Origin of the sequence: Thermaurantiacus tibetensis, assembly GCF_015354055.1 — a bacterium.
GTDB classification, from domain to species: Bacteria; Pseudomonadota; Alphaproteobacteria; order Sphingomonadales; family Sphingomonadaceae; genus Thermaurantiacus; species Thermaurantiacus tibetensis.
Map to the genome: position 1 here is coordinate 628856 of NZ_JACHTM010000002.1, position 22105 is coordinate 650960.

A 22105-nucleotide genomic window follows, 5' to 3' on the forward strand; every position below is an offset into this window, starting at 1 on the left:
ACCCCCAACATCTGGAGACCCAGATGATCGACGTCCGCCCGCTGGCGACGCTCGGAGCGGCCAACCACGGCTGGCTCGACGCGCGCCACCACGTCTCCTTCGCCTCCTACCACGATCCGGAGCGGATGGGGTGGGGGAGCCTGCGCGTCTGGAACGACGACCGGATCGCCCCGCGCTCGGGCTTTCCGCCGCACCCGCACCGCGACAGAGAAATCATCACCCATGTCCGCGAGGGTGCAATCACTCACGAGGACAGCCTGGGCAACCGCGGCCGGACCGCAGCCGGCGACGTGCAGGTGATGTCGGCCGGCACCGGCGTCACCCACGCCGAGTGGAACGAGGAGCCCGTCGAGACCCGCATCTTCCAGATCTGGATCGAGCCCCGCGTGCGCGGCATCGTCCCGGCCTGGGGCATGAAGGCCTTCCCGAAGACCGCGCGCGCCGGGCGGTTCGTGGCCCTCGCCTCGGGCCTCGGCGACGAGGACGCATGTTCCATCGAGGCCGACTCCAGGCTGCTCGGTGCGACGCTCGCGGCCGGGCAGAGGACCGAAGTCGCGCTGGCGCCTGGCGGGCGCGCCTATCTCGTCGGCGCGACGGGGCGCTTCCGGGTCAACGGGATCGAGGTTGCCGCGCGCGACGGCGTGGCCATTCGCGACCTTGATGCGCTCGAGATCGAGGCGCTCGAGGCCAGCGAACTGCTGCTCGTCGAGACGCTGCCGGCGACGCCGGTGGGCGGCGCCTAGCGCGGCAGGCCGAAGCTCCGGCGGACATCGGCGCCGGTCGCGGCCTGAAGCGCAGCGCAGCGGCGGATGGCGGCGAGCGGCCGGTCGAGCTCGAGGCTTCCTGCCCCCAGCTCGGCAAGCCTCGGACGGAACACCCGCTCCACCTCGCGCGCGTCCGCCTCCGCGCAGAAGCCGCCGGCTGCGCCCGCGAAGCCGCCGAGCAGGCCGCCGATCCGGGGCTTGAGACGCACCCAGTCACGCTCGACGAAGGCGAGCGCCGTCGCCCGCGTGGCCTGGCGCTGGAAGAGGCCGCCGAGGATCGACAGCGCCTCGAGGTTCTGGAGGCGCGCGTCGGTCACGAAGCCAAGGACATGGGCCGCGCCTGCCACGTCGCGCTGGGCACCGAGCGCGCTTGCGGCATGGCGGCGAAACAGCGGATCCTCCGAGGCGACGAGCGCGTCCCGCAGCCGGTCGGCGGCAGCCGGCCCGCCCTCCTCGGCCAGCACCGCGAAGGCCATCGCCCGGAAGGCCGGGTCGAGCGCGTCCGGGTTGCCGGCCAGCGCGGCCTCGGCGGCCGTCCGCAGCGTTGCCCGCACGGCCGGGTCGCGGGCGTCGAGCGCGAGGATGGCGGCGAGCGTCTGGCGGAGCTGGCGGGTGTCCGGGTTCTCGCTCGCGTAGCGGCCGCGCGCCGGGTCGAGGCCGAGGGCGGCAAGCCGGGGGCCGTAGAGGGCGCGCAGCCGGGCCTCCAGCCGGCCATGCTCCGCTGCCGGAAGCGCCTCGCGCGCGACCCGCGTGACATCGAAGGCGAGCCAGGTGGCCACCAGCCGCTCGGGGTGCGGGGCGAAGGCCTCGGCCGCGGCCAGCACGCGCGAAAACGGCGTCGTGCCCGCGGCAAAGCCGGCCCAGATGCTGTCGGCTACGGTCATCGCCTCGGCGGCGGGGAGGGCGGGGCCCGCGGCAAGCAGCCGGCTCCAGTCCGCTGGCGGCAGGTCGAAGCGGTAGTAGCCGGCCCCGCCGGCATTGCCGGCAACCCAGGGCGCGGTCCCAGTCACGGGGCCGATCCGCCCCTCGCGCGCGTCGAGGAGCGTGCAGGCCACGCCTTCGCCCGAGGACGCGCAGACCGGCACCCGCCAGAGCCGGCCGTCGTCGGTCGCGCCGCCGATCGGGGCATAGCGCGACTGGGCGAGCGTGTAGGTACCGCCCGGCGCGGTGGCGAAGCGCACCAGCGGCACGCCCTCCTGGTCGACGAAGCTCCGCCAGGCGTCGACGAGGCCGGGGTTGCCGCTCGCCTCGGCCATCGAGGCGAAGAAGGCTTGCGAGTCGGCGGTGCCGAAGCGGTAGCGCTCGAGGTGGAGGCGGACGCCGCGCTGGAAGGTCTGGGGCCCGAGGTAGCGTTCGAACATGCGGATGATCTGGCCGCCCTTCTGGTAGGTCAGCCGGTCGAAGGCGGCATTGATGTCGGCGCTGTCGGCAATCGGCTGGCGGACCGGCCGGCCGACCGCGAGCGAATCCTCGTCCATGGCCTCGAGCGCTTCGGCAAGCTCGAGCTCGCGGATACCGAGGTCGGGCCGCCACTCGAGCGCGAGCTGGTTGCCCATCCAGGTCGCGAAGCTCTCATTGAGCCAGATGTCGTCCCACCAGCGCGGGGTGACGAGGTTGCCGAACCACATGTGGGCAAGCTCGTGGGCCATCACCACGCCGAAGGCGCGCACCTGCTGGAGCGGCGCATCGGCACCGAGAAGGAGGAGCGTGTCATCGAAGGTCACGAGCCCGACATTCTCCATGGCGCCGCCCATGATGGGGGAGGCGATCACGTCGAGCTTGGCGAAGGGATAGGGCGTGCCGAAGTAGCGTTCGGCGAGCGCCAGGATCTTCGGCGTCTCGGTGACGGCGAAGGCGAGCTGCGGCGCCTGCCCCTTCGTTGCGATGGCGCGGAAGGGCAGCGGGCGGGCACGCACCGCGTTCGGCGGGATGGTTGACTCCACGACGTCGAAGTCGCCGACGGCAAGCGCGACGAGATAGGTGGGCAGCGGCTCGGAGGGTGCGAAATCATGCCGGGTCCAGCCCCGCCCGACGGGCCGGGCCGCGACCTCGGGCGTGTTGGCGAAGGCTTTCACCCCCTCCGGCACGGTCAGCGAGAGGGTGAAGGGGGTCTTGTGGCGGGGCTCGTCGAAGCCGGGGAAGACGCGGCGGGCGTCGATGGCCTGGAACTGGGTCCAGGCATACCAGCGCTCGCCCACCTGCACGCGGTAGAGCCCTTCCGCTGCGGTCATGAAGGGGGCCTCGTGGACGAAGCGCAGCTGGTGCTGGCCGGGGGGAAGCGCGCGGGCGAAGCGGAGCTCGAGGACGCCGGTGTCGTGAACCTGCCGGGTGGTCGTGGGGATCCGCCTGCCCGCTGCCGTCACGGCCTCGGCACGGGTGATGGCAAGCCCGCGCCCGTGAAGGAAGAGGGTCTCGGCCGGGGCCTCGAGCGCGACGTCGATGACGGTCTCGCCCGAGAAGCGCGCGGCAGCCGGATCGATCCGCAGCGCGATCCGGTAGGCGAGCGGTCGGGCGGTGTCCGGCAGTTCGCCGGCCGGCACGCCGGCCCACGACGCCGGCGAAAGGACGAGGGCAAGCAGGGCAAGGAGGATCCGGACCATCTGTCGCTCCGCATCGGACCCGCGGTCCGGACTGGCGCGAGCCTAGGCTGCGCCTTGCGCGCCGCCAAGACCCGTCCCTTGCGGGCCGGGCGAAGTGGGGCAAGAAGGGCCGGCAGGGCAGCGTGACATCCACCATCCTCCATCCCACACGCATCATTCCGGCGGCGTTCCTCGCCGGAATCGCCCTTGGCACCGCGCTCCTCATGCTGCCGGCCGCGCGCGCGGGCGAAGGCGCGGCTCCCTTCGTCGTCGCCCTGTTCACCGCCACCTCGGCCTTCTGCGTCACCGGCCTCACCGTCGTCGACACGGCGAGCTACTGGTCGGGCCTCGGCCACGCCGTCATCCTGCTGCTCTGCCAGCTCGGCGGCCTCGGCATCATGACGGGAGCGACGCTGCTGGGCCTTCTGGTGACCGGGCGGAACCGGCTGTCATCGCGAATCCTTCAGCGGGCCGAGCTGCGCTCGCTCGACATGGGCGATGTCGGCGGCGTGATCCGGGTGGTCGTCACGCTCACCTTCGCGGTCGAAGGGGTGCTCGCGCTGGTCCTTGCCGCGAACTTCCTGCTGGGCGACGGCATGGCGCTTCCCGACGCGCTCTGGAACGGGCTGTTCCACGCGGTCTCGGCGTGGAACAACGCCGGCTTCGCGCTCTCCGCCGTTGCCATGCCCGGCATGGCGCGCGACGCGCTCCTCCTCTGCGGCCTCATGCTGGGCGTGCTGCTCGGCGGCTTCGGCTTTCCCGTGCTCCACGAGCTCCGGCAGGAGTGGCGGACGCCGTCGGCCTGGTCGATCCACACCAAGCTGACGCTTGCCGGAAGCGCGTTCCTGCTCCTCCTGGGCTGGCTCGTCACGCTGGTGGCGGAATGGGCGAATCCGCAGACGCTCGGCCCTGCGCCTGCCGGCTGGAAGCTTCTCGAAGCCCTGTTCCACTCCGTGATGACCCGAAGCGGCGGCTTTGCGACGATGGACATGACGGCGCTGCACGACGAGACCCAGGCGCTCACCTGGGGGCTCATGATGATCGGCGGCGGCAGCGCCTCGACCGCCGGCGGGATCAAGGTGACGACCTTCTTCCTCCTCGGCTTCGTGGCGCTCGCCGAGGCGCGCAGCCAGGCGGATGCCAACATCTTCCGCCGGCGGATCGCGCCCGACGTGCAGCGCCAGGCCCTCCTCCTTGCCCTGCTTTCGGTCGGCACGGTGAGCCTGGCCGTGCTCATCCTTCTCGCCATGGCCGAGATTCCCATCCAGTTCGTGATCTTCGATGCCATCTCGGCGTTCGCGACCGTGGGGCTCTCGACCGGGGCTGCCGCCGCACTGCCGCCCGAGGGGCAGGTGGTGATGGCGGCCCTCATGTACGTCGGCCGGGTGGGCATCATCACGGTGGCCGCCGCGGTTGCACTCCGCGCCGGGCGGCCGCAGTATCGCTTCCCGGAGGAGCGCCCGATCATTGGCTGAAAGCCGCATCGATGCCGTCGCCGTCATCGGTCTCGGCCGCTTCGGCACCGCGGTTGCCCGCGAGCTCGCGCGCATGGGCCGCGACTTCCTCGCGATCGACGAGAGGATGGAGATCGTCCAGCAGATGGCCGACGAGTTCGCGAACGTCGTCCAGGCGGATGCGACCAACCCGGCGACGCTGAAGCGGCTTGGCGTGCACGAGCTGGGTGCAGCGGTCGTGGCCATCGGCAGCGACCTCGAGGCGAGCGTCTTGACGGTGCTGGCGCTGTCCGAACTCGGAGTGCCGGTCATCTGGGCCAAGGCGGTGAACGAACGCCACAAGCGCATCCTCCAGCGCACCGGCGCGCACCACGTGGTGATGCCCGAGGCCGACCGCGGCCGCCGCGTCGCCCACCTGGTCTCGACACGGATGATGGACTTCATCGAGCTCGATGACGGCTACGCCTTCGTGAAGACCACCCCGCCCGAAGTGCTGGTGGGCAGGCCGCTCTCCGACACGCACATTCGCGAAAAGTACGGCGTGACGGTGGTGGGCGTGAAGCGGCCGGGCGCTTGCTTCACCTACGCGACCGAGGCGACGGTGATCGAGCGCGGCGACATCCTCATCGTCTCGGGGCCGACCGAGCAGGTGGAGCGCTTCACCCAGCTGGCCTGAGAGAGCCGGCGCGGGGCACGACGGGCATCGCCGGCCCGCGCTGGGGGGAGGGGGACAAAGAGTCCGCTTGCACGCTCGGAACAGAAATAGAACAAAAGACGAACGATGCGCTCCGCCCCACCCCGATTCGCCCCCGTCCCACCCGAACGGCTGGCCCGCCTCGCCACCCTCGCGAAGACCGGCCCCTCCGGCCCGGTCGAACGCCTGCCGCTCGGCGCCGCCGCAATCGACACGGCGCTCGGCGGCGGGCTCGAAGCCCACGCCCTCCACCTCCTCCTCCCCGACACCCCCCATGCCCATGCCGCAACCGCCTTCCTCGCCGCGCACCTCGCCGCCCGCCGCCTCGCCAGCACTGGTGGCGAGGTGCTGTGGGCAACACCTTTGCGCGACCTCTTCGCCCCCGGGCTTGCCCGCGCCGGCCTCGCGCCCGGCCGTCTCGTCGTCGCCTGCGCCGATGGGGACCATGCCACGCTCGCCGCCATGGAGGAGGCGATGGGCGCAGCCGCCGTGGTGGTCGGCGAGATCGGCAGGGCCGGCCCCTGGCTCATGACCGCCTCGCGCCGGCTCCAGCTCCGCTGCGAGGCCCGCGGCACGCTCGCCCTCCTCCTCGTCCGCACGCCGGGGCCCGCCCTTCCCACCGCCGCCCGCACTGCCTGGCAGGTCGCGCCTGCACCCTCCGCCCTTCCCGCCACGCGCCCGCTGTTCGCCGGGGTCGGCGGCGCAGGCCTCGGGCCGGCGCGGCTCGCCCTCACCCTCGCCCGCGCCCGCGGCGCTGCCGCCGCAGCGCTTCCCCGCACCTGGCTCGTCGACGTCTCCGGAGCATCCGATGCCCCGTCTCGTCTCGCTGTGGCTGCCGAACTGGCCGGCGGAGCGGCTGCTGCGCGCCCGCCGCAGCGCGCCGGCCGGGCCGCCGCCTGAGCCCTTCGTCCTCGTCCGCACCAGCGGCAACCGGCAGGAGGTGGCGGCTGCCTCGCAGCAGGCGCTGCACCTCGGCGTCAGGCCGGGCGAGCCGCTCGCCCGCGTCCGCGCGCGGCTGCCCGGCCTCCATGCCGAGCCGCACGACGCCGCCGCCGATGCCGAAGCGCTTGAACGGCTTGGCCACTGGCTGCGCCAGCGGATGAGCCCGCTCGTCGCCCTCGACCTGCCCGATGGCCTCTTCCTCGAGGCGGAAGGCGCCTCGCACCTCTTCGGGGGCGAAGCGCGGATGCTCGACGGCCTCGTCGCCCGGCTTGGGCGCGCCGGCCTCTCGGCCCGCGCTGCGCTTGCCGACACGGCCGGTGCCGCCCATGCGCTCGCCCGCTTCGGGCCAGCGGCGACGCTGGTGGTGCCACCCCATGCCCAGCCCGAGGCGCTCGCGCCCCTTCCGGTCGCGGCCCTGCGCCTGCCTCCCGAGGACACCGCAGGCCTTGTCCGGCTGGGGATCGCCAGCATCGGCGATCTCCTCGCCCTGCCGCGCGCCAGCCTTGGCCGGCGCTTCGGGCTCGACCTCCTCCGCCGGCTCGACCAGGCGCTCGGCCGCGCGGGCGAGCCGCTCGCCTTCCTCCCCCACCCGGAGCCGCTCGCCGCCACGCTCCGCCTCGCCGAACCGGTGTCCCACGCCGAGGCACTCCACGCCCTCATCGACCGGCTGGTCCCGCTGCTCTGCCAGAAGCTCGCGCAAAGGGGGCAGGGCGCGCGCCGGCTCGACCTCCTGTTCCAGCGCCTCGACGGCTCGGTCGCCGCCGTCCGCGCCGGCACCGCCGCCCCCAGCCGCGAGGTCGCGCATCTTTCCCGCCTCCTCCACCTGCTCGTCGAAGGCGTGGACCCCGGCTTCGGGATCGAGGCGGCAACCCTTGCCTGCCCGCTTGCCGCACCGCTCCCGCCCGAACAGCGGGGGGCGGACATGGCGCCGGGCATGGCCGAGACGGTGGACCGGCTCGCCGCCCGGCTCGGCGAAGGCGCGGTCTTCCGCCTCGCCCCGCGCGCCGCCGCCTTCCCGGAATCAAGCGTCGCGCGCGCGTCGCCGCTTGCGCCCGTCGCCGGCGGCTGGCCCGCGCATCTCCCGCGCCCCACCCGCCTCGTCGAGCCGCCCGAGCGGGTCGAGGCGATCGCCATGCTGCCCGACCGGCCGCCCGCGCTCTTCGTCTGGCGCGGCCGCCGCCACCGCGTGCGCGCCGCCGACGGCCCCGAGCGGATGCACGGCGAATGGTGGACGGGCACCGCCGGGGAAGGCGCCGTGCGCGACTATTTCCTGGTCGAGGACGAGGAGGGCACCCGCTTCTGGCTGTTCCGCCGCGGCGACGGCGAGGACCCGGCCACCGGGGACTTCTCCTGGCACCTCCACGGCCTGTTCGGCGGCTGACGACACCCCCGGCCCGACGCGCGCGGAGGAGGGCCGGTCATCGGTCAGGGTGGAACGGAACAAGAACGCAGGCTAGCTTGGCGACGTGAGTCGCGCGCCTTCCACGCTCCTTCAGGTCACGTCCCACTTCTCGCTGCTGCGCGGCGCCTCCTCGGCCGACGAGCTGTTCGCAACCGCCGCCGCGCAGGGGTGGAAGGCGCTCGCCATCACCGACCGGAACACGGTCTCGGGCCTAGTGCGCGCCCATCTCGCTGCGAAGGCCACGGGCCTGCGCCACATTCCTGGCTGCCGGCTCGACCTCACCCGCGATGATGGCACGGCCGGCGCCTCGCTCCTCGTCTACCCGCGCGACCTTGCCGGCTGGGGCGAGCTCACGACGCTCTTGACCATCGGCAAGCGGCGCGCCGGGAAGGGGCAGTGCCGCATCGGCTGGGAGGATGTGGCGGCCCACGCCCATGGCCTCGAGGCGGTGCTGGTGCCGGCGCGCCTGACCCTTGCCGACGCCGAAGCCTTCGCTGCCATCTTCCCCCGCTCGGGCCGCATCGGCCTCGCGTTGCGCCGGCTTCCGGGCGAGGCGGCGCGGCTTGCCCGGCTCGACGCGCTCGCCCGCCGCCTCGCCCTTCCCACCATCGCGCTTGCCGACACGCTCTACCACGCGCCGTCGCGCCAGATGCTCGCCGACGTGCTCGCCTGCATCAGGCTCAAATGCACCATCGACACGCTGGGCGCCCGGCGCACCCACCATGCCGACCGCCACCTGCTCGGCCCTGCCGAGATGGCGCGGCGCTTCGCGCTCTATCCCGAGGCGCTTGCCGAGGCGGAGCGGCTTGCCGAGCGCCTCGCCTTCTCGCTCGCCGACCTCCGCTATCGGTATCCCGAGGAACGGCCGGACCCGTCGCTCACCCCGCAGGAGACGCTGGAGAAGCTCACCTGGGAGGGGGCTGCCGCCCGCTACCCCCATGGCGTCCCGCCCGCCGTCCGTGCCCAGCTCGCCCACGAGCTCGGCCTCATCCGCCAGATGGGCTATGCGCCCTATTTCCTGACCGTTCATGCGATCGTCCGCTTCGCACGCTCGCGCGGCATCCTCTGCCAGGGGCGCGGCTCGGCGGCCAACTCCGCCGTCTGCTACGTGCTCGGAATCACCGCGATCGACCCGGTCCGCTCGGAGCTTCTCTTCGAGCGCTTCATCTCGACCGAGCGCAACGAACCGCCCGACATCGACGTCGACTTCGAACACGAACGGCGCGAGGAGGTCATCCAGTGGATCTACGACCATTATGGCCGCGACCGCGCGGCGCTCACCGCCGTCGTCTCCCGCTTCCGCGCGCGGGGCGCGGTGCGCGAGGTGGGCAAGGCGCTCGGCCTTCCTGAGGACGTGACCGCAGCGCTTGCCGGCCAGGTCTGGGGCTGGTCGTCCGAAGGGGTGGAGGCACGCCACGCGGCAGACCTCGGGCTCGACCCGACGGACCGGCGCCTGGCGCTCACCCTCGCGCTTGCCCGCGAGCTCATCGGCACGCCGCGCCACCTCTCCCAGCACCCCGGCGGCTTCGTGCTGACCGAGGCGCCGCTCCACCGCCTCGTCCCCATCGAGCCCGCGGCCATGCCCGACCGGCAGGTGATCGAGTGGGAGAAGGACGACATCGAGGCGCTGGGCTTCATGAAGGTCGACGTGCTGGGGTTGGGCATGCTGGGGTGCCTGCGCCGCGCCTTCGCCCTGCTGCGCACCCACAAGGGGCTCGACCTCGACCTTGCCACCATCCCGGCCGAGGATCCGGCGACCTACGCCATGATCCGCCGCGCCGACACGCTCGGCGTCTTCCAGATCGAGAGCCGGGCGCAGATGGCGATGCTGCCGAGGCTCAAGCCCGCCACCTTCTACGATCTCGTGATCGAGGTCGCGATCGTCCGCCCCGGCCCCATCCAGGGGGACATGGTCCACCCCTATCTCCGCCGCCGCGAGGGGAAGGAGCCGGTCAGCTTCCCCTCGCCCGCGCTCGAGCGCGTGCTGGGCAAGACGCTCGGCGTGCCGCTCTTCCAGGAGCAGGCGATGAAGGTGGCGATCGTCTGCGCCGGCTTCACGGCATCAGAAGCCGATGCGCTCCGCCGCTCGATGGCGACCTTCAAGTTCACTGGCGGCGTCTCCCACTTCCGCGACAAGCTGGTCGCGGGCATGGTCGCCCGCGGCTACGATGCCGCGTTCGCCGAGAAGACCTTCCGCCAGATCGAGGGCTTCGGCTCCTACGGCTTCCCGGAAAGCCACGCCGCCTCCTTCGCCCTCATCGCCTATGCTTCCTCGTGGATGAAGTGCCACCACCCCGAGGTCTTCGCCTGCGCGCTTCTGAATTCCCAGCCGATGGGCTTCTACGCGCCCGCCCAGATCGTCCGCGACGCGCGCGAGCATGGAGTCGAGGTGCGGCCCGTTTGCATCGCGGCAAGCCAGTGGGACTGCACGCTGGAACCGGGCGAGGGCGGCCGGCTTGCGCTGCGGCTCGGCTTGCGCATGGTGAAGGGTCTCGCGCAAGCCGACGCGGAGCGGATCCTCGCCGCCCGCGCCGGTGTGTCCGAGCTTGCGCTTCTCCACCGCCGCAGCGGCGCCTCCCGCGCTGCCTTCGAGCGGCTTGCCGAGGCCGATGCCTTCCGCGCCTTCGGCCTCTCGCGGCGGCAGGCGCTGTGGGGGGTGAAGGGCCTCGGCGAAACGCCTCTCCCCCTCTTTGCTGCGGCCGATGCTGCGCAGCAGGGGCCGGAGCCCCAGGTGGTGCTCAGGCCCATGCGCGAAGGCGCCGAAGTGGTCGAGGACTATCGGGCAACCGCACTCACGCTGCGCGCCCACCCGCTCGCCTTCCTCCGCGCCGAGCTCGCACGCACCCGCCACCGCCCGCTCGCCGCGCTTGCCGGGGTGCCAGACGGCCGGCCGTTCCGGGGTGCCGGCATCATCCTCGTCCGCCAGAAGCCGGGCTCGGCGAAGGGCGTCATGTTCGCAACGCTCGAGGACGAGACGGGCCAGGCCAACGTCGTCATCTGGCCGCAGCTGTTCGAGGCCGAGCGGCGCCTCATCCTTTCGGCCTCGATGCTGGGCGTCGACGGCGTCGTCCAGCGCGAGGGGGAGGTGATCCACCTCGTCGCCCGCCGCCTTGCCGACCTCTCCCCGCTTCTTGCCACCGTCGGCGAACGGGACTGGAGGGTGCCGGCAAGCCGGGGCGACGAGGCGCGCGGCGGCGGCGGCCCGGATGCCCGCGTGCGGGACGAAGCGCCGCGCCTTGCCTTCCGCTCCTCGGGCATCGGCCACCCGCGGGCCATTCGGGTCGCGCGCTGAACGGCCGCGCTGGCTGGCCAATGGCGCAGCATGCACCGGAACCTTTGCCCACCACCTGAAGGCGGCCGCCTGCCGAAGCACCACGGCCGCCCCCGACCGGAACGCGGCCTGCCAATGCCCAAGACCCGACGAGGGCTAGCTGGCGGCCATGAGTCCGGACCGGCCATTGGCCGCCAGCGCCCGCACGCCGGCCAGGACCGCCGCCTGGGCAGCGGCAATGTCCAGGCCGTGGACCTTGCGCAGCTGGAGCCAACTCTCGATGCTTATCAGGAGAACCATGGCCTCAAGGCTCGCGGGATCCGGCCGCGCGTCCTCGGGCACGCGCGCGAGGAAGACGTTCCGGCTCATGAGGGCAATCTCGGCACCCGCGGCATCGAGCGCCGCGGACCGGTTGCGGTAGATGTCGAGCGCCCGCTTGAACGGCGCGACAGCCTCGTAGAACTCGGCCCGGCGGGCGACGATCTCCGGCAGGATCTCCGGCCAGCCGCTTGCCGCGAACGGCTTGTCGATGAACGTCTGCGCGCGATCGAGGATCACCCCCGCAATCTCGAGGTAGAGCCGGTCCATGTCCTCGAAGTGGCGGAAGACGGTCCGGAGCGAGAGGCCGGCCCGGTCCGCCACCGTCTCGGCCGTGGGCGCGAGATTGCCCTCCTCGACGAGGGCGACGAGGGCGGCCACGATCCGATTGCGGCTGGAGAGGGAGCGGAGGCGACGGCCGTCGGGCCGGCCCGCAGGCTGGGGATCCTCCCGAAGGGCAACCGGTCCCGGCTCCGAAACGTGCATCGCTCGATTGTTACGTCGCCGGAAGGCCAGCGGCAAGCCGGCGAGCGCAAGGGCTTCTGACAGAATGACGCATCTGTCCTACAATGTCCATTATGGTTATGAATGATGCATGAATCGAGCGAACCGCGCTGACGCCTCCGTTCCGTCGAGAACGCCATCCGCTGCGGGGACGCGGAAGCGGAAGGAGCCGCGCCACCCCGCGCGCAACGCCGAGGCACGGGCTGTGCGCCGCCCGCGACGCCCCCGTGACCCGGCCGCCCCGTGGACCGAGCGGGAGCGCACCACTTTCATTGCCCGCCTTGCCGAGGGCATGTCCGTGGTCGAGGCAGCTCGGCTCGTGGGACGCACGCGCACGTCGGCGCTTGCCGAGCGCGCCCGCGACCCGCTGTTCGCAGCGCGCTGGGACTCGGTTCTCGAGTGCGCCTTCGAGGTGCTCGAGACCCGGCTTCTCAGCCGGGCGATCGGCGGCGTGGCCGAGACGATGGCGCCCTTCGGTTCCGGCTCGGGGGCACGCGCCCCCGACGACACGCGGCTTGCCCGCTGGATCCTCTCGAACCTGCGCGAGAGGCCATGGAACGCACGGACCTCTGCCACGACGTCGGCGTCCGGCGCGGCGGGTCGCGCTGGGGCCGGCCGGCCCATCGATCCTTCCCCGCGGGGCCCGGAGCCGGTCGACCCCCGCGCCGAGCAGGAACGGATCGACCGGCTGATCGCAGAAGTGGCCGCGCGCATTGCCGAGGCGGAAGCGGCCCGGGGCCGGAACTGATCGCGCCGGTCCCACCCGTGCCTTCGCCAAGGCGGCCGGGCGGCTCCCGAAGCCCGGGCGGCATCGCTGCCGGCCTCGCCCGCGCCGGTGCGGGCGCTCAAGGGCCGCCCGGTCAGGCGTCGCCGTCGATGCCGAGGTCGCGCATCATGTCGTAGAGGGTGGGCCGGCTGATCCCGAGCAGCTTGGCGGCCTGGCTGATGCTGCCCCCTGACGCGGCGAGCGCGGCCGAGATCGCCCGCCGGTCGGAGATGGCACGGGCTTCCCGCAGCGTCACCGGGCGGGTCTCCGCGGAGTCGACCAGATCGAGATCCTCGGCGGTGATCGCCGGGCCCTCGGCCATGATGACCGCGCGCTTGACCCTGTTCTCCAGTTCGCGGACGTTGCCGGGCCAGCCGTGGGCGTTGATGGCAGCGAGCGCGCCGGGTGAGAGACGCAGCGGCACCGTTCCTTGCGCGGCCGCGTGCCGGCGAAGGAAGTGGTTGGCGAGCAGAACCGGGTCTCCGCCCCGGTCCTTGAGCGGCGGAATGGTGATGCTCACCTCGGCGATGCGGTAATAGAGATCCTCGCGGAAGCTGCCGTCGGCAATCATCTGCTTCAGGTTCTGGTGGGTCGCGCAGACGATCCGCACGTCGACCGGGATGGGCTTGCGGCCGCCGATGCGGTCGATGACCCGCTCCTGGATGAAGCGCAGCAGCTTCACCTGGAGTGGCATTGGAATGTCGCCCACCTCGTCGAGGAAGAGCGTGCCGCCCTGGGCCAGCTCGATCTTGCCCTCGGTCGTCTTGAAGGCACCGGTGAAGGCGCCGCGCTCGTAGCCGAACAGCTCGGCCTCGAGCAGGTTCTCGGGGATGGCGCCGCAGTTGATGGCGACGAACGGGCCGTCCCGGCGCGGCGAGGCCCGGTGAAGGCCGCGTGCGAGCACTTCCTTGCCCGTGCCCGACGCGCCGAGCAGCAGCACCGAGACGTTGCTGGAGGCCACGCGCTCGACCATGGCGCAGACCCGGAGCATCTCGGGCGAGCCGGTGACCACCTCGGCAAGGGGGCTTGCCGCGCTCTGCTCCTGAAGGCGGCGGTTCTCCGCCTCGAGCCGGGCGACATGGAACGCCCGGCCGACGATGAAGCCGAGCTCGTCGATGTCGACCGGCTTCTGGTAGAAGTCGAAGGCGCCCATGGCGATCGCCCGGCGGGCGCTTTCGCGGGCGCCGTGGCCGGAGGCGACGATGACCTTGGTATGGGGCGCCCGAGAGAGGATTGCCTCCATGGTCGCGAAGCCTTCGCTCACACCGTCGGGGTCGGGCGGCAGCCCGAGATCAAGCGTCACGACATCCGGCCGGTGCTCTTCGACGAGGGCGAGCGCGGCCTCCCGGTCGGCGGCGGCTACCACCTCGTAGCCGTCGTAGGCCCATTTCAGCTGCCGCTGGAGCCCGAGGTCGTCCTCAACGACGAGCAGGACGGGACGTTCCGTCCCTTCGACGCGCCTGGCACTCGTTGCGCTTCTCGGCATGGCTCGTCTCCTCAGGCCCGCTCGAGCCGCGGGCGGCTTTTCGCCGCGAGCGGCAGCGTGATGGTGAATCGGCTTCCCTCGCCGGGCTTGCTGGTGACCTCCATCCGCCCGCCGTGCGTCCGGGCGATCTCGCGCGCCTCGAAGGCGCCGATGCCGAAGCCCTTCGCCTTGCTCGACCGAAACGGCCGGAACAGCTCCTCGCGGATGAAGGCCCGCGACATGCCATGGCCGCGGTCGATGACCGACAGGCGCGCGGTGCGCGCCGTGCGCTCGAGGCGGATGGTGACCGGCGCATCGGGCGCGCTTGCGTCGATCGCGTTCTGGACGATGTGGGCGAGCATCGTCTCGAGCCGCCCGGCGTCTCCGGCCACGGGTACGCTCTCCTCGATCCCCTCGACCTCCAGCGCGGCATGAGCGCGGCGGGCGGAAGCGGCCACCACGGCAACAACCCGCGCGAGATCGACCACCTCGGCCGGAGCGTCCGCGGCAGGCGGGGCCGGGGTGTCCGCCTCCTGCTGCCGGCCCATCAGCGCCAGGAGGTCGGTCATCTTGGTCACGCTGGCCTGGAGCGTCGCGAGCAGATCCTCCCGGAACGCGGGGTTCTCCATGTGCTTCTCGGCATTGCGGGTGACGAGCGCGAGCTGGCTCACGACGTTCTTGAGGTCGTGCATCACGAAGGCGAAGCGGCGGTTGAACTCCTCGAAGCTCCGCGCCTCGTCGAGTGCCATCTGGGTTGCGGCCTCGGCGAGGTAGCTCGCCGCCTGGCGCCCCAGGGTTCGCAGCAGGTCATAGTCCTCCCAGTTGAGGTCGCGGACGGCAAGGCTTCGCTCGAGCAGGAGAGCAGCCAGCAGCCGGCCCCGATGCGGGAGCGGAACGGCGAGCCAGACGGTCCGGTCGGCGAGCAGCACCTCCGCACAGTCCGCCCGCCGCGGGTGACCTTCGTTGCGGCCGGAGCCCGGCGCATCGGTGCGAACCTGGTCAAAGTCGACCACCCGGCCGGTCTCGGCCATGAAGGCGACGAGCGGCGAGTCCGGCCGGAATGCCTCGGCCACCGCCTCCGGATCGAGCCCGCCCCAGTTCCAGCGCGCGGTCTCGCGGAAGCCGCCCTCCTCGTCCGGCTCGAGGAGGAGCCCCCCGGGGGCGTCCACGACCGTCGCCACCGCCTCGATCACGCGCTCGCGGATGGGCTGCGGGGCCGCGCCGGGCCTCCCCACGGCGTCGAGCTTGTCGAGGAAGCGCAACCATTCCGCCCGGTAGTCGTAGCGGTAGCGGTAGAAGTTGCGGGCGATCAGCACGCGAAGGCGGGCGCGGACCGCCGGCGAGAGGGCCACCAACGCGCCGCCGACGAGGGTGACGGCGAGGAACATCACCTGCAGCACGACGCCCCAGTCGCCGCCGGCGAGCCGGAGACCGTAGGCGAGCAGCGACATGAAGATGAGGTAGACGCCGATGGCCGCGAAGCTGATGGTCGAGAAGGCGGCGTCGCGCGAGAGGGCGAAGCGGTTGGTCGCCTCATCCCGGAAGGCGATGAAGAGCAGGGGAACGGCAAGCGCGTTGACGGCACCCCGGAGCTCGACGAGCACGACCGACAGCTCGCCCAGCAGGAACTGGAGGGTGTAAAGATTGAGGTCGTAGGCGAAGACGACGAGGAGGGCGACCAGGAAGAAGCGGATCGCGGGGCCGCGCGTGTCGCGCGAAGAGACGTGGATGTTGTGGACGAGAACCAGCCCCGAAATGGCGAGCACCAGTCGCGCCACGACCGAGAGGAGGGGGGCCGGTGCGCTCACGAGGTCGGGGCGTAGGGCGACGGCGGGCCCGAGGACCGAGTCGAGAGCAAGCTCGAGGGCGACAAGGAAGCCGAGGCCTGCGGCAACGACGAAGCCGGAGCGGAGGTTCCGGTCCATCCCCCAGGGGCGCTGGAGGACGAGGAGCAGCACCACCAGCCAGCCCGCGGTCCGGAGCGTCTCGGCCTGGCCAACGCCCGGGACCCGCTCGAACCCGTAGGCGAAGGCGAGCGCGGTCAGCCCGGCCCAGCCGGCGACGATCGTCGAGGCTCCGGCGACGAGAAGGCCGAAGATGCGCTCGCGCGCGTGGAACAGGAGCCAGACGGCGAGTGCGAGAAACGCGCCGCACGCGACGAGGTGGCTCACGATCCCGATGCCGCTGACCGAGCCCGCCACTCCGGCCGCCATCGCCCCGACCTCCCCGACTCCCGACCGCCGCCCTTGACCTGCGCGCCGCTCTCCAACCCGCGCCGGCCCGCATCCGTCCGGCCTCGCGCCTGATGCCCCGGCGGGCCAGCCGCGCCAAGTCTGGACGGCCGACCTCGACAGCCGTGTAGCCATTTTTTACAAGGGGTGGCAAATCTTCCGACAGTTGGCGCGCAGCAACGGGTCCGGCGGTCAGGTGCAGGGAAAGAGGCCACACGAGCCAGAGAGCCCAACGCAGGGTCGCGCTGGCAGGGGAAGGGGCGGCGCGGCTGGCGCGGCGGGGGATCGTGCCGCCCGCCTCGCCGCGGCGCTCCGCGCCAATCTGCGCCGGCGCAAGGGCCAGGCGCGGGATCTTGGCGGCGTCGGGCCCGGGGGAGCGGTGGAGGGAGAGACGCCGTGAGCGAGGTCGACTACGTCATCGTGGGCGCGGGCTCGGCCGGCTGCGTGCTGGCCAACCGGCTGACGGCAGACCCCTCCTTGCGGGTGCTGCTGCTCGAGGCCGGCCCGGAGGACCGGAGCCTCATGATCCACGTGCCGGTCGGCTACGCCCGGACGCTCAAGGACCCGAAGGTCAACTGGCTGTTCCAGACCGAGCCCGACCCGGGCTCCGGCGGGCGCGTCCACGTCTGGCCGCGAGGCAAGGTGCTCGGCGGCTCCTCGTCCATCAACGGCCTTCTCTACGTGCGCGGCCAGCCGGCGGACTATGATGGCTGGGCGCAGCTCGGGGCGACCGGCTGGAGCTATGCCGACGTGCTGCCCTACTTCCGCCGGGCCGAGGCGAACGAGCGGCTGGGCGACCCGTGGCACGGCACCGACGGTCCGCTCCACGTCTCCGACGCGACCACCCGCCACCCTGTGTCCGACGCGGTGGTGGCCGCGGGCATGCAGGCCGGCCTGCGCTTCAACGACGACGTGAACGGCCCCGAGCAGGACGGCATCAGCTACTTCCAGCTGACCGTGAAGAACGGCCGGCGCTGGTCGGCGGCGATGGCCTACCTTCGCCCGGCGATGCGCCGGCCGAACCTCCGGGTCGAGACGGGCGCGCAGGCGGAAGCGGTGCTGTTCGAGGGGCGGCGCGCGACGGGCGTGCGCTACCGCCAGGGCGGCCGGTCGATCGAGGTGCGCGCCACGCGCGAGGTGCTGCTCTGCGGCGGCACGGTCAACTCACCCCAGCTCCTCGAGCTTTCCGGCATCGGCGACCCTGCGGTGCTCGCAGCCGCCGGCATTCCCGTGCGGCATGCCCTCCCCGGCGTGGGGGCGAACCTGCAGGACCATTATGTCACCTCGTGCCAGTTCCGGCTGAAGCCGGGCACGGTCACGGTGAACCAGATGAGCCGGGGCTGGCGGCTCGGTGTCGAGGCGCTGCGCTACCTCGCGACGCGCCGGGGGCTCCTCACCCTCTCGGCTGCGCATGTGCAGGCCTACTGGCGCTCGCGCCCGGGCCTTGCCGGGCCCGACGTCCAGTATCACATCCTCCCCGCCACGGTCGACGTGGCGCGCTTCGTCGAGACCCAGGAGTGGGAGCTCGAGCGCGCGCCGGGCCTCACCATCGCGCCCTGCCAGCTCCGGCCAGAGAGCCGCGGCACCATCCACGTGACCTCGCCCGACCCCTTTGCGGCCCCCGCCATCCGCCCCAACTACCTTGCCGACCCGCTCGACTGCCAGACGATCGTCGCCGGCATGAAGTTCGCGCGGGTGATCGCGAGCCAGCCCGCGCTCGCGCCCTACATGGAGCGCGAGATCCTCCCCGGCCCTGCCGTGACGAGCGACGAGGATCTCCTCGCCCACGTCCGCGAGCACGGCTCCACCATCTACCACCCGGTCGGCACCTGCCGCATGGGCCCGGCGTCCGACCCGCTTGCCGTCACCGACCCGGCCGGGCGGGTTCACGGCATCGGGAACCTCAGGGTCGTCGATGCCTCGCTCATGCCGCGCCTCGTCTCGGGCAACACCAACGCGCCGACCATCATGATGGCGGAGAAGCTGGCCGACTCGATCCTCGCCGACGCGCGCCGAGCGCTTGCCGCCTGAGGTGCCTCAGCCTGCGGCGGCCCAGGGGCGCAACCAGTCGGCGATCGCCCGCGGATAGAGCGCAAGCTCGGCCTCGAGCACGCGGGCGGCAAGCGTCTCGGGCGTGTCGCCCGGCAGCACCGGCACCCGCGCCTGTGCCAGCACGGGGCCGGAGTCGAGGACGGGCGTCACGAGATGGACGGTGGCCCCCGCCTCGCGGTCGCCAGCGGCCAGCGCCCGGGCATGCGTGTCGAGCCCCGGGTAGAGCGGCAGCAGCGAGGGGTGGATGTTGACCATTCGCCCCTCCCAGCGGCGGACGAACCCTTCGGTCAGCACCCGCATGAAGCCGGCAAGCGCCACTGCCTCGACGCGATGGGCCGCGAGGAGGGCATGGAGCGCCTCCTCGAACGCCTCGCGCGAAGGAAACTCCCGGTGCGGCACCACCGCGGTCGGCACGCCGAGCGCCGCGGCCCGGGCCAGACCCGCCGCCTCCGCCCGGTTCGAGACCACGAGCACCACCTCGGCCGGATAGTCGGAAGCCTGCGCCGCCCGGGCGATCGCCTCCATGTTGCTGCCCCGCCCCGAGATGAGGATGGCCAGCCGCACCCGCCGGCCCGGCCGCGTCGGCCCGCCGCCCGCGCCGTCGGGCTCAGGCATCGTGCGCGGCAGTCCAGCCGTCGCCCGCGATCTCGACCCCCCGGCGCCCGGCCTCGATCCGGCCAAGGGCGAGCACCGTCTCGCCTGCCGCGCGAAGCGCAGCCGCCACCGCGTCCGCCTCGCCGGGCGCCACGACGACCGCCATGCCCACCCCGCAGTTGAAGGTGCGCAGCATTTCCGCCGGTGTCACTGCCCCCCGTTCGGCGAGCCAGCCGAAGAGCGGCGGCCAGCGCCAGGCGCTGCCGTCGAGGAGGGCACGCGTGCCCTCGGGCAGCACGCGCGGCAGGTTCTCGAGAAGCCCGCCGCCCGTCACATGGGCAAGGCCCCGCACCTGCCCGGCGCGGATGAGGGGCAAGAGGCTCCGCACGTAGAGCCGGGTCGGGCGGAGGAGGGCGTCGGCAAGCGTCTCGTGCGGCGCGAAGGGGGCGGGCGCGTCAAGGTCGAGTCCCTCGACCAGCCGGCGGATGAGCGAATAGCCGTTGGAGTGGGCTCCCGAGGAGGCGAGCCCGAGGACGGCGTCTCCGGGCCGGATGGCGGCCCCCGTCAGCTGCTGCCCGCGCTCCACAGCCCCCACCGCGAAGCCGGCGAGATCATAGTCGCCGGCCGCGTACATGCCCGGCATCTCCGCCGTCTCGCCGCCGACGAGCGCGCAGCCCGCCTCGGCGCAGGCGCGGGCGATGCCGGCGATGACAGCTTCGGCAACGTCAGGGTCAAGCCGGCCGGTCGCGAAATAGTCGAGGAAGAACAGCGGCTCGGCCCCCTGCACGAGAAGGTCGTTCACGCACATCGCGACCAGATCCTGCCCCACGCCGCCGTGGCGCCCGGTGGCGATGGCGAGCCGGAGCTTGGTGCCCACGCCATCGGTCGCCGCCACCAGCAGCGGGTCGCGGAAGCCGGCCGCCCTCGGATCGAAGAAGGCGCCGAAGCCGCCGAGCTCGGCATCCGCCCCCGGCCTCCGGGTGGCGCGGGCCAGCGGGGCGATGGCACGCACGAGCGCGTTGCCCGCGGCGATCGAGACTCCGGCCTCGGCGTAGGTCGAAGGGCGCGGCGGGGGCGACTCCTGCATGGCCGCCTGCCCTAGCCGCAGCCACCCGGAGGCCCAACCCCTTTCCTCGCCGGGCGCGGCGGGGCAAGGAGCCCGAGTGCCAGCCCGCGCGCCCGCCTGTCTCGCCATCCTCGCGCTCCTTGCGGCCCCGGCCTCGGCCCAGCGCGCCAACCCGATGCCGGCCGCGCCCGAGGCGGTGGGGGAATCGGGGGGACTCGTCGTGCCGGGAATCGAGGTGGACGAGACGGCCAAGACCAACCGCGCCGCGCGCGAGGCGGGCTGGCGCCAGGCCCAGAGGCTCGCCTGGCCGCAGCTCTGGGCGCGGTTGTCTGGCGCGCCGCCGGCCCAGGCCCCGCGCGTCACCGACTCTGCGCTCGACCAGATGGTGGCGGCGATCGAGGTGGAGCGCGAGGCGGTCCGCAACGGCCGCTACATCGCGCGCCTTGCCGTCGTGTTCGACCGGGCCCGCGCCGCGCCCTGGCTCGGCCGCTACGCCCCGCTCGTGCAGTCGCCGCCGATGCTCGTGCTTCCAGTCCTCCAGGATGCCGGCACACGCATGGGCTACGAGCCGGGCAATCCCTGGGTCGAGGCGTGGCTCCGGTTCCGCGCCGGCGAGTCGGCGGTGGACTATGTGCGCCTGCGCGCGAACGCCACCGACTCGCTCCTGCTCACCGCCTGGCAGGCCGAGCGGCTCGACATCCCGCTCTGGCGCCTGCTGATGGACCGCTACCAGACCGCCGACGTCCTCATCCCCGAGCTTGTCCTCGAGCGCTCCCACCTCGGCGGCCCGGCGCGCGCCCGGCTGTTCCTGCGCTTCGGCCCCTCGGCGCGGCTGCTCGCCCGGCTCGAGCTTGCGCGGGAGGACGGCGACATTCCCGCCCTCCTCGACGCTGCCGTGCGCGAGGCCGACCGGGTCTACACCACCGCGATGGCCTCCGGGCTCCTCGTTCCGGACGCGCTCCTGTCCCTGCCCGCCCAGGAGGAGGCCGAGGTGCCCGAGCTCGCGCCCGAGCTTGGCGCCCGGGTCGCCGTCGCCAACGTCACGCTCGAGGTGGACACGCCCGACAGCGCGACCCTCGAGGCGATCGAGCGGGCGCTCCGGGAAACGCCGGGTGTGACCTCGGTCCGGCTGCAGAGCTTCGTCATCGGCGGCCGCTCGACGCTGGCGGTTGCAACCGCGCTCGAGCTCGAGTCGCTTGCGCGCGCCGTGGAAGAGCAGGGCCTCCGGCTCGAGGGCCGGCTTCTCCGCCGCCTCCGCGCGGAGGAGGCCCCGCCGCCGCCCGCGGCCCCGGCGCCTCCCCCCGACCCGGCAGCGCTGCCGGGAGGCGGGGATGGCTGAGGGCGGGAGGGGAGGCCAGCTGCCGCTTCCGCTCGCCTGGAAGGCAGCGCGGGGCCAGAAGGACTTCTACGTCTCGCCCGCCAATGCCGAGGCCGTCCGCTTCCTCGACGGCTGGGCCATCTGGCCCGTGCCCGTGGCGCTCCTCGTGGGGCCGGAGGGTTCGGGCAAGACCCACCTCGGCCAGATCTTCGCCCGCCGCGCCAACGCCCGGTTCCTCGACGACGCCGACCGCGCGGTCTCGCACGAGGCCCTGTTCCATGCCTGGAACGAGGCGGTGGACGCGCGCCGCCCGCTCCTCCTTGCCGCCCGCAGCGCACCTGCGGACTGGCACGTGAAGCTTCCCGACCTTCGCTCGCGCCTCGCGGCCACCCCCATCGTCAGGATCGGCCCGCCCGACGACGCTCTTCTCCTCCACCTCTTCGCCAAGCTCTGGCGGGACCGGGGGATCACGCCGCCGCCCGAGCTCGGCCCCTATGTGCTGAAGCGAATCGAGCGCAGCTTCGCTGCGGTTGCCGCGGCCGTCGCCGCGCTCGATGCCGCCGCGCTCGCCGAGCGGCGGCCGCTGTCGATCCCTCTGGCGCGCGCCGCCCTCCTCGACCTGGCACGCAGCACCGCCGCGGAAGACGCGCTGCCGTCTTTCCCCGTTCACGATCCGGGCGCATAG

At 72.9% G+C, this 22105-nt stretch carries 16 protein-coding genes; 10 read left to right on the forward strand and 6 right to left on the reverse strand.

Features of this window, described 5'->3' with window-relative positions; genetic code table 11:
• Positions 1-23: 23 nt before the first annotated feature.
• Positions 24-743, forward strand: coding sequence for a pirin family protein (locus H3H34_RS07620; protein ID WP_194744656.1), 720 nt, complete (start codon positions 24-26; stop codon positions 741-743).
• On the opposite strand, the gene H3H34_RS07625 is transcribed toward H3H34_RS07620, so the two are convergent.
• Positions 740-3364, reverse strand: a complete 2625-nt coding sequence (locus H3H34_RS07625) for a M1 family metallopeptidase (protein WP_194744657.1) — start codon at positions 3362-3364, stop codon at positions 740-742. The two genes, H3H34_RS07620 and H3H34_RS07625, sit on opposite strands and share 4 nt — an antisense overlap.
• 122 nt (positions 3365-3486) lie before the next feature.
• Between H3H34_RS07625 and H3H34_RS07630 the strand changes: the two genes are divergently transcribed.
• The 5 genes from H3H34_RS07630 to H3H34_RS07650 all read left to right on the forward strand — a co-directional run bounded on the left by H3H34_RS07630 (position 3487) and on the right by H3H34_RS07650 (position 11127).
• Entirely contained in the window at positions 3487-4818 is a 1332-nt protein-coding gene (locus H3H34_RS07630) for a TrkH family potassium uptake protein (RefSeq protein ID WP_328831556.1), read from the forward strand.
• A complete protein-coding gene (locus tag H3H34_RS07635; protein ID WP_194744658.1) occupies positions 4811-5473 on the forward strand; it encodes a potassium channel family protein in 663 nt (220 codons plus the stop codon). Before H3H34_RS07630 ends, H3H34_RS07635 begins: the two co-directional genes overlap by 8 nt.
• 105 nt (positions 5474-5578) lie before the next feature.
• Positions 5579-6391 (forward strand): damage-inducible mutagenesis protein, encoded by an 813-nt coding sequence (locus tag H3H34_RS07640; RefSeq protein ID WP_194744659.1) that lies wholly within the window; start codon positions 5579-5581, stop codon positions 6389-6391.
• Positions 6300-7814 (forward strand): Y-family DNA polymerase, encoded by a 1515-nt coding sequence (locus H3H34_RS07645; protein ID WP_194744660.1) that lies wholly within the window; start codon positions 6300-6302, stop codon positions 7812-7814. The genes H3H34_RS07640 and H3H34_RS07645 overlap by 92 nt, the downstream gene beginning before the upstream one ends.
• A gap of 85 nt (positions 7815-7899) precedes the next feature.
• Positions 7900-11127 carry an error-prone DNA polymerase gene (locus H3H34_RS07650; RefSeq protein WP_194744661.1) on the forward strand — a complete coding sequence of 1076 codons (3228 nt, stop codon included), beginning with the start codon at positions 7900-7902 and terminating at the stop codon, positions 11125-11127.
• Positions 11128-11262: 135 nt separating this feature from the next.
• Here H3H34_RS07650 and H3H34_RS07655 read toward each other — a convergent pair whose 3' ends face one another.
• Positions 11263-11910 (reverse strand): TetR/AcrR family transcriptional regulator, encoded by a 648-nt coding sequence (locus H3H34_RS07655; protein ID WP_194744662.1) that lies wholly within the window; start codon positions 11908-11910, stop codon positions 11263-11265.
• A gap of 310 nt (positions 11911-12220) precedes the next feature.
• On the opposite strand from H3H34_RS07655, the gene H3H34_RS07660 reads away from it, so the two are divergent.
• Positions 12221-12676, forward strand: a complete 456-nt coding sequence (locus H3H34_RS07660; RefSeq protein ID WP_194744663.1) for a hypothetical protein — start codon at positions 12221-12223, stop codon at positions 12674-12676.
• Between the two features lie 112 nt (positions 12677-12788).
• Here H3H34_RS07660 and prsR read toward each other — a convergent pair whose 3' ends face one another.
• Positions 12789-14180 (reverse strand): PEP-CTERM-box response regulator transcription factor, encoded by a 1392-nt coding sequence (gene prsR / locus H3H34_RS07665; RefSeq protein ID WP_194744664.1) that lies wholly within the window; start codon positions 14178-14180, stop codon positions 12789-12791.
• 11 nt (positions 14181-14191) lie between these two features.
• A complete protein-coding gene (gene prsK, locus H3H34_RS07670) occupies positions 14192-16372 on the reverse strand; it encodes an XrtA/PEP-CTERM system histidine kinase PrsK (RefSeq protein WP_194744665.1) in 2181 nt (726 codons plus the stop codon).
• Positions 16373-16786: 414 nt separating this feature from the next.
• Here prsK and H3H34_RS07675 point away from each other — a divergent pair, with 414 nt between their 5' ends.
• Positions 16787-18421: a GMC family oxidoreductase gene (locus H3H34_RS07675; RefSeq protein WP_194744666.1), complete on the forward strand. Its 1635-nt coding sequence runs from the start codon at positions 16787-16789 to the stop codon at positions 18419-18421.
• Positions 18422-18427: 6 nt separating this feature from the next.
• Here H3H34_RS07675 and purN read toward each other — a convergent pair whose 3' ends face one another.
• Positions 18428-19057: a phosphoribosylglycinamide formyltransferase gene (gene purN, locus H3H34_RS07680; RefSeq protein ID WP_194744667.1), complete on the reverse strand. Its 630-nt coding sequence runs from the start codon at positions 19055-19057 to the stop codon at positions 18428-18430.
• A complete protein-coding gene (gene purM, locus H3H34_RS07685; protein ID WP_194744668.1) occupies positions 19050-20123 on the reverse strand; it encodes a phosphoribosylformylglycinamidine cyclo-ligase in 1074 nt (357 codons plus the stop codon). Before purM ends, purN begins: the two co-directional genes overlap by 8 nt.
• 76 nt (positions 20124-20199) lie before the next feature.
• Here purM and H3H34_RS07690 point away from each other — a divergent pair, with 76 nt between their 5' ends.
• On the forward strand, positions 20200-21441 hold the full coding sequence (locus H3H34_RS07690) for a heavy-metal-associated domain-containing protein (protein ID WP_194744669.1): 1242 nt from the start codon (positions 20200-20202) through the stop codon (positions 21439-21441).
• Positions 21434-22105: an HdaA/DnaA family protein gene (locus tag H3H34_RS07695; protein ID WP_194744670.1), complete on the forward strand. Its 672-nt coding sequence runs from the start codon at positions 21434-21436 to the stop codon at positions 22103-22105. Before H3H34_RS07690 ends, H3H34_RS07695 begins: the two co-directional genes overlap by 8 nt.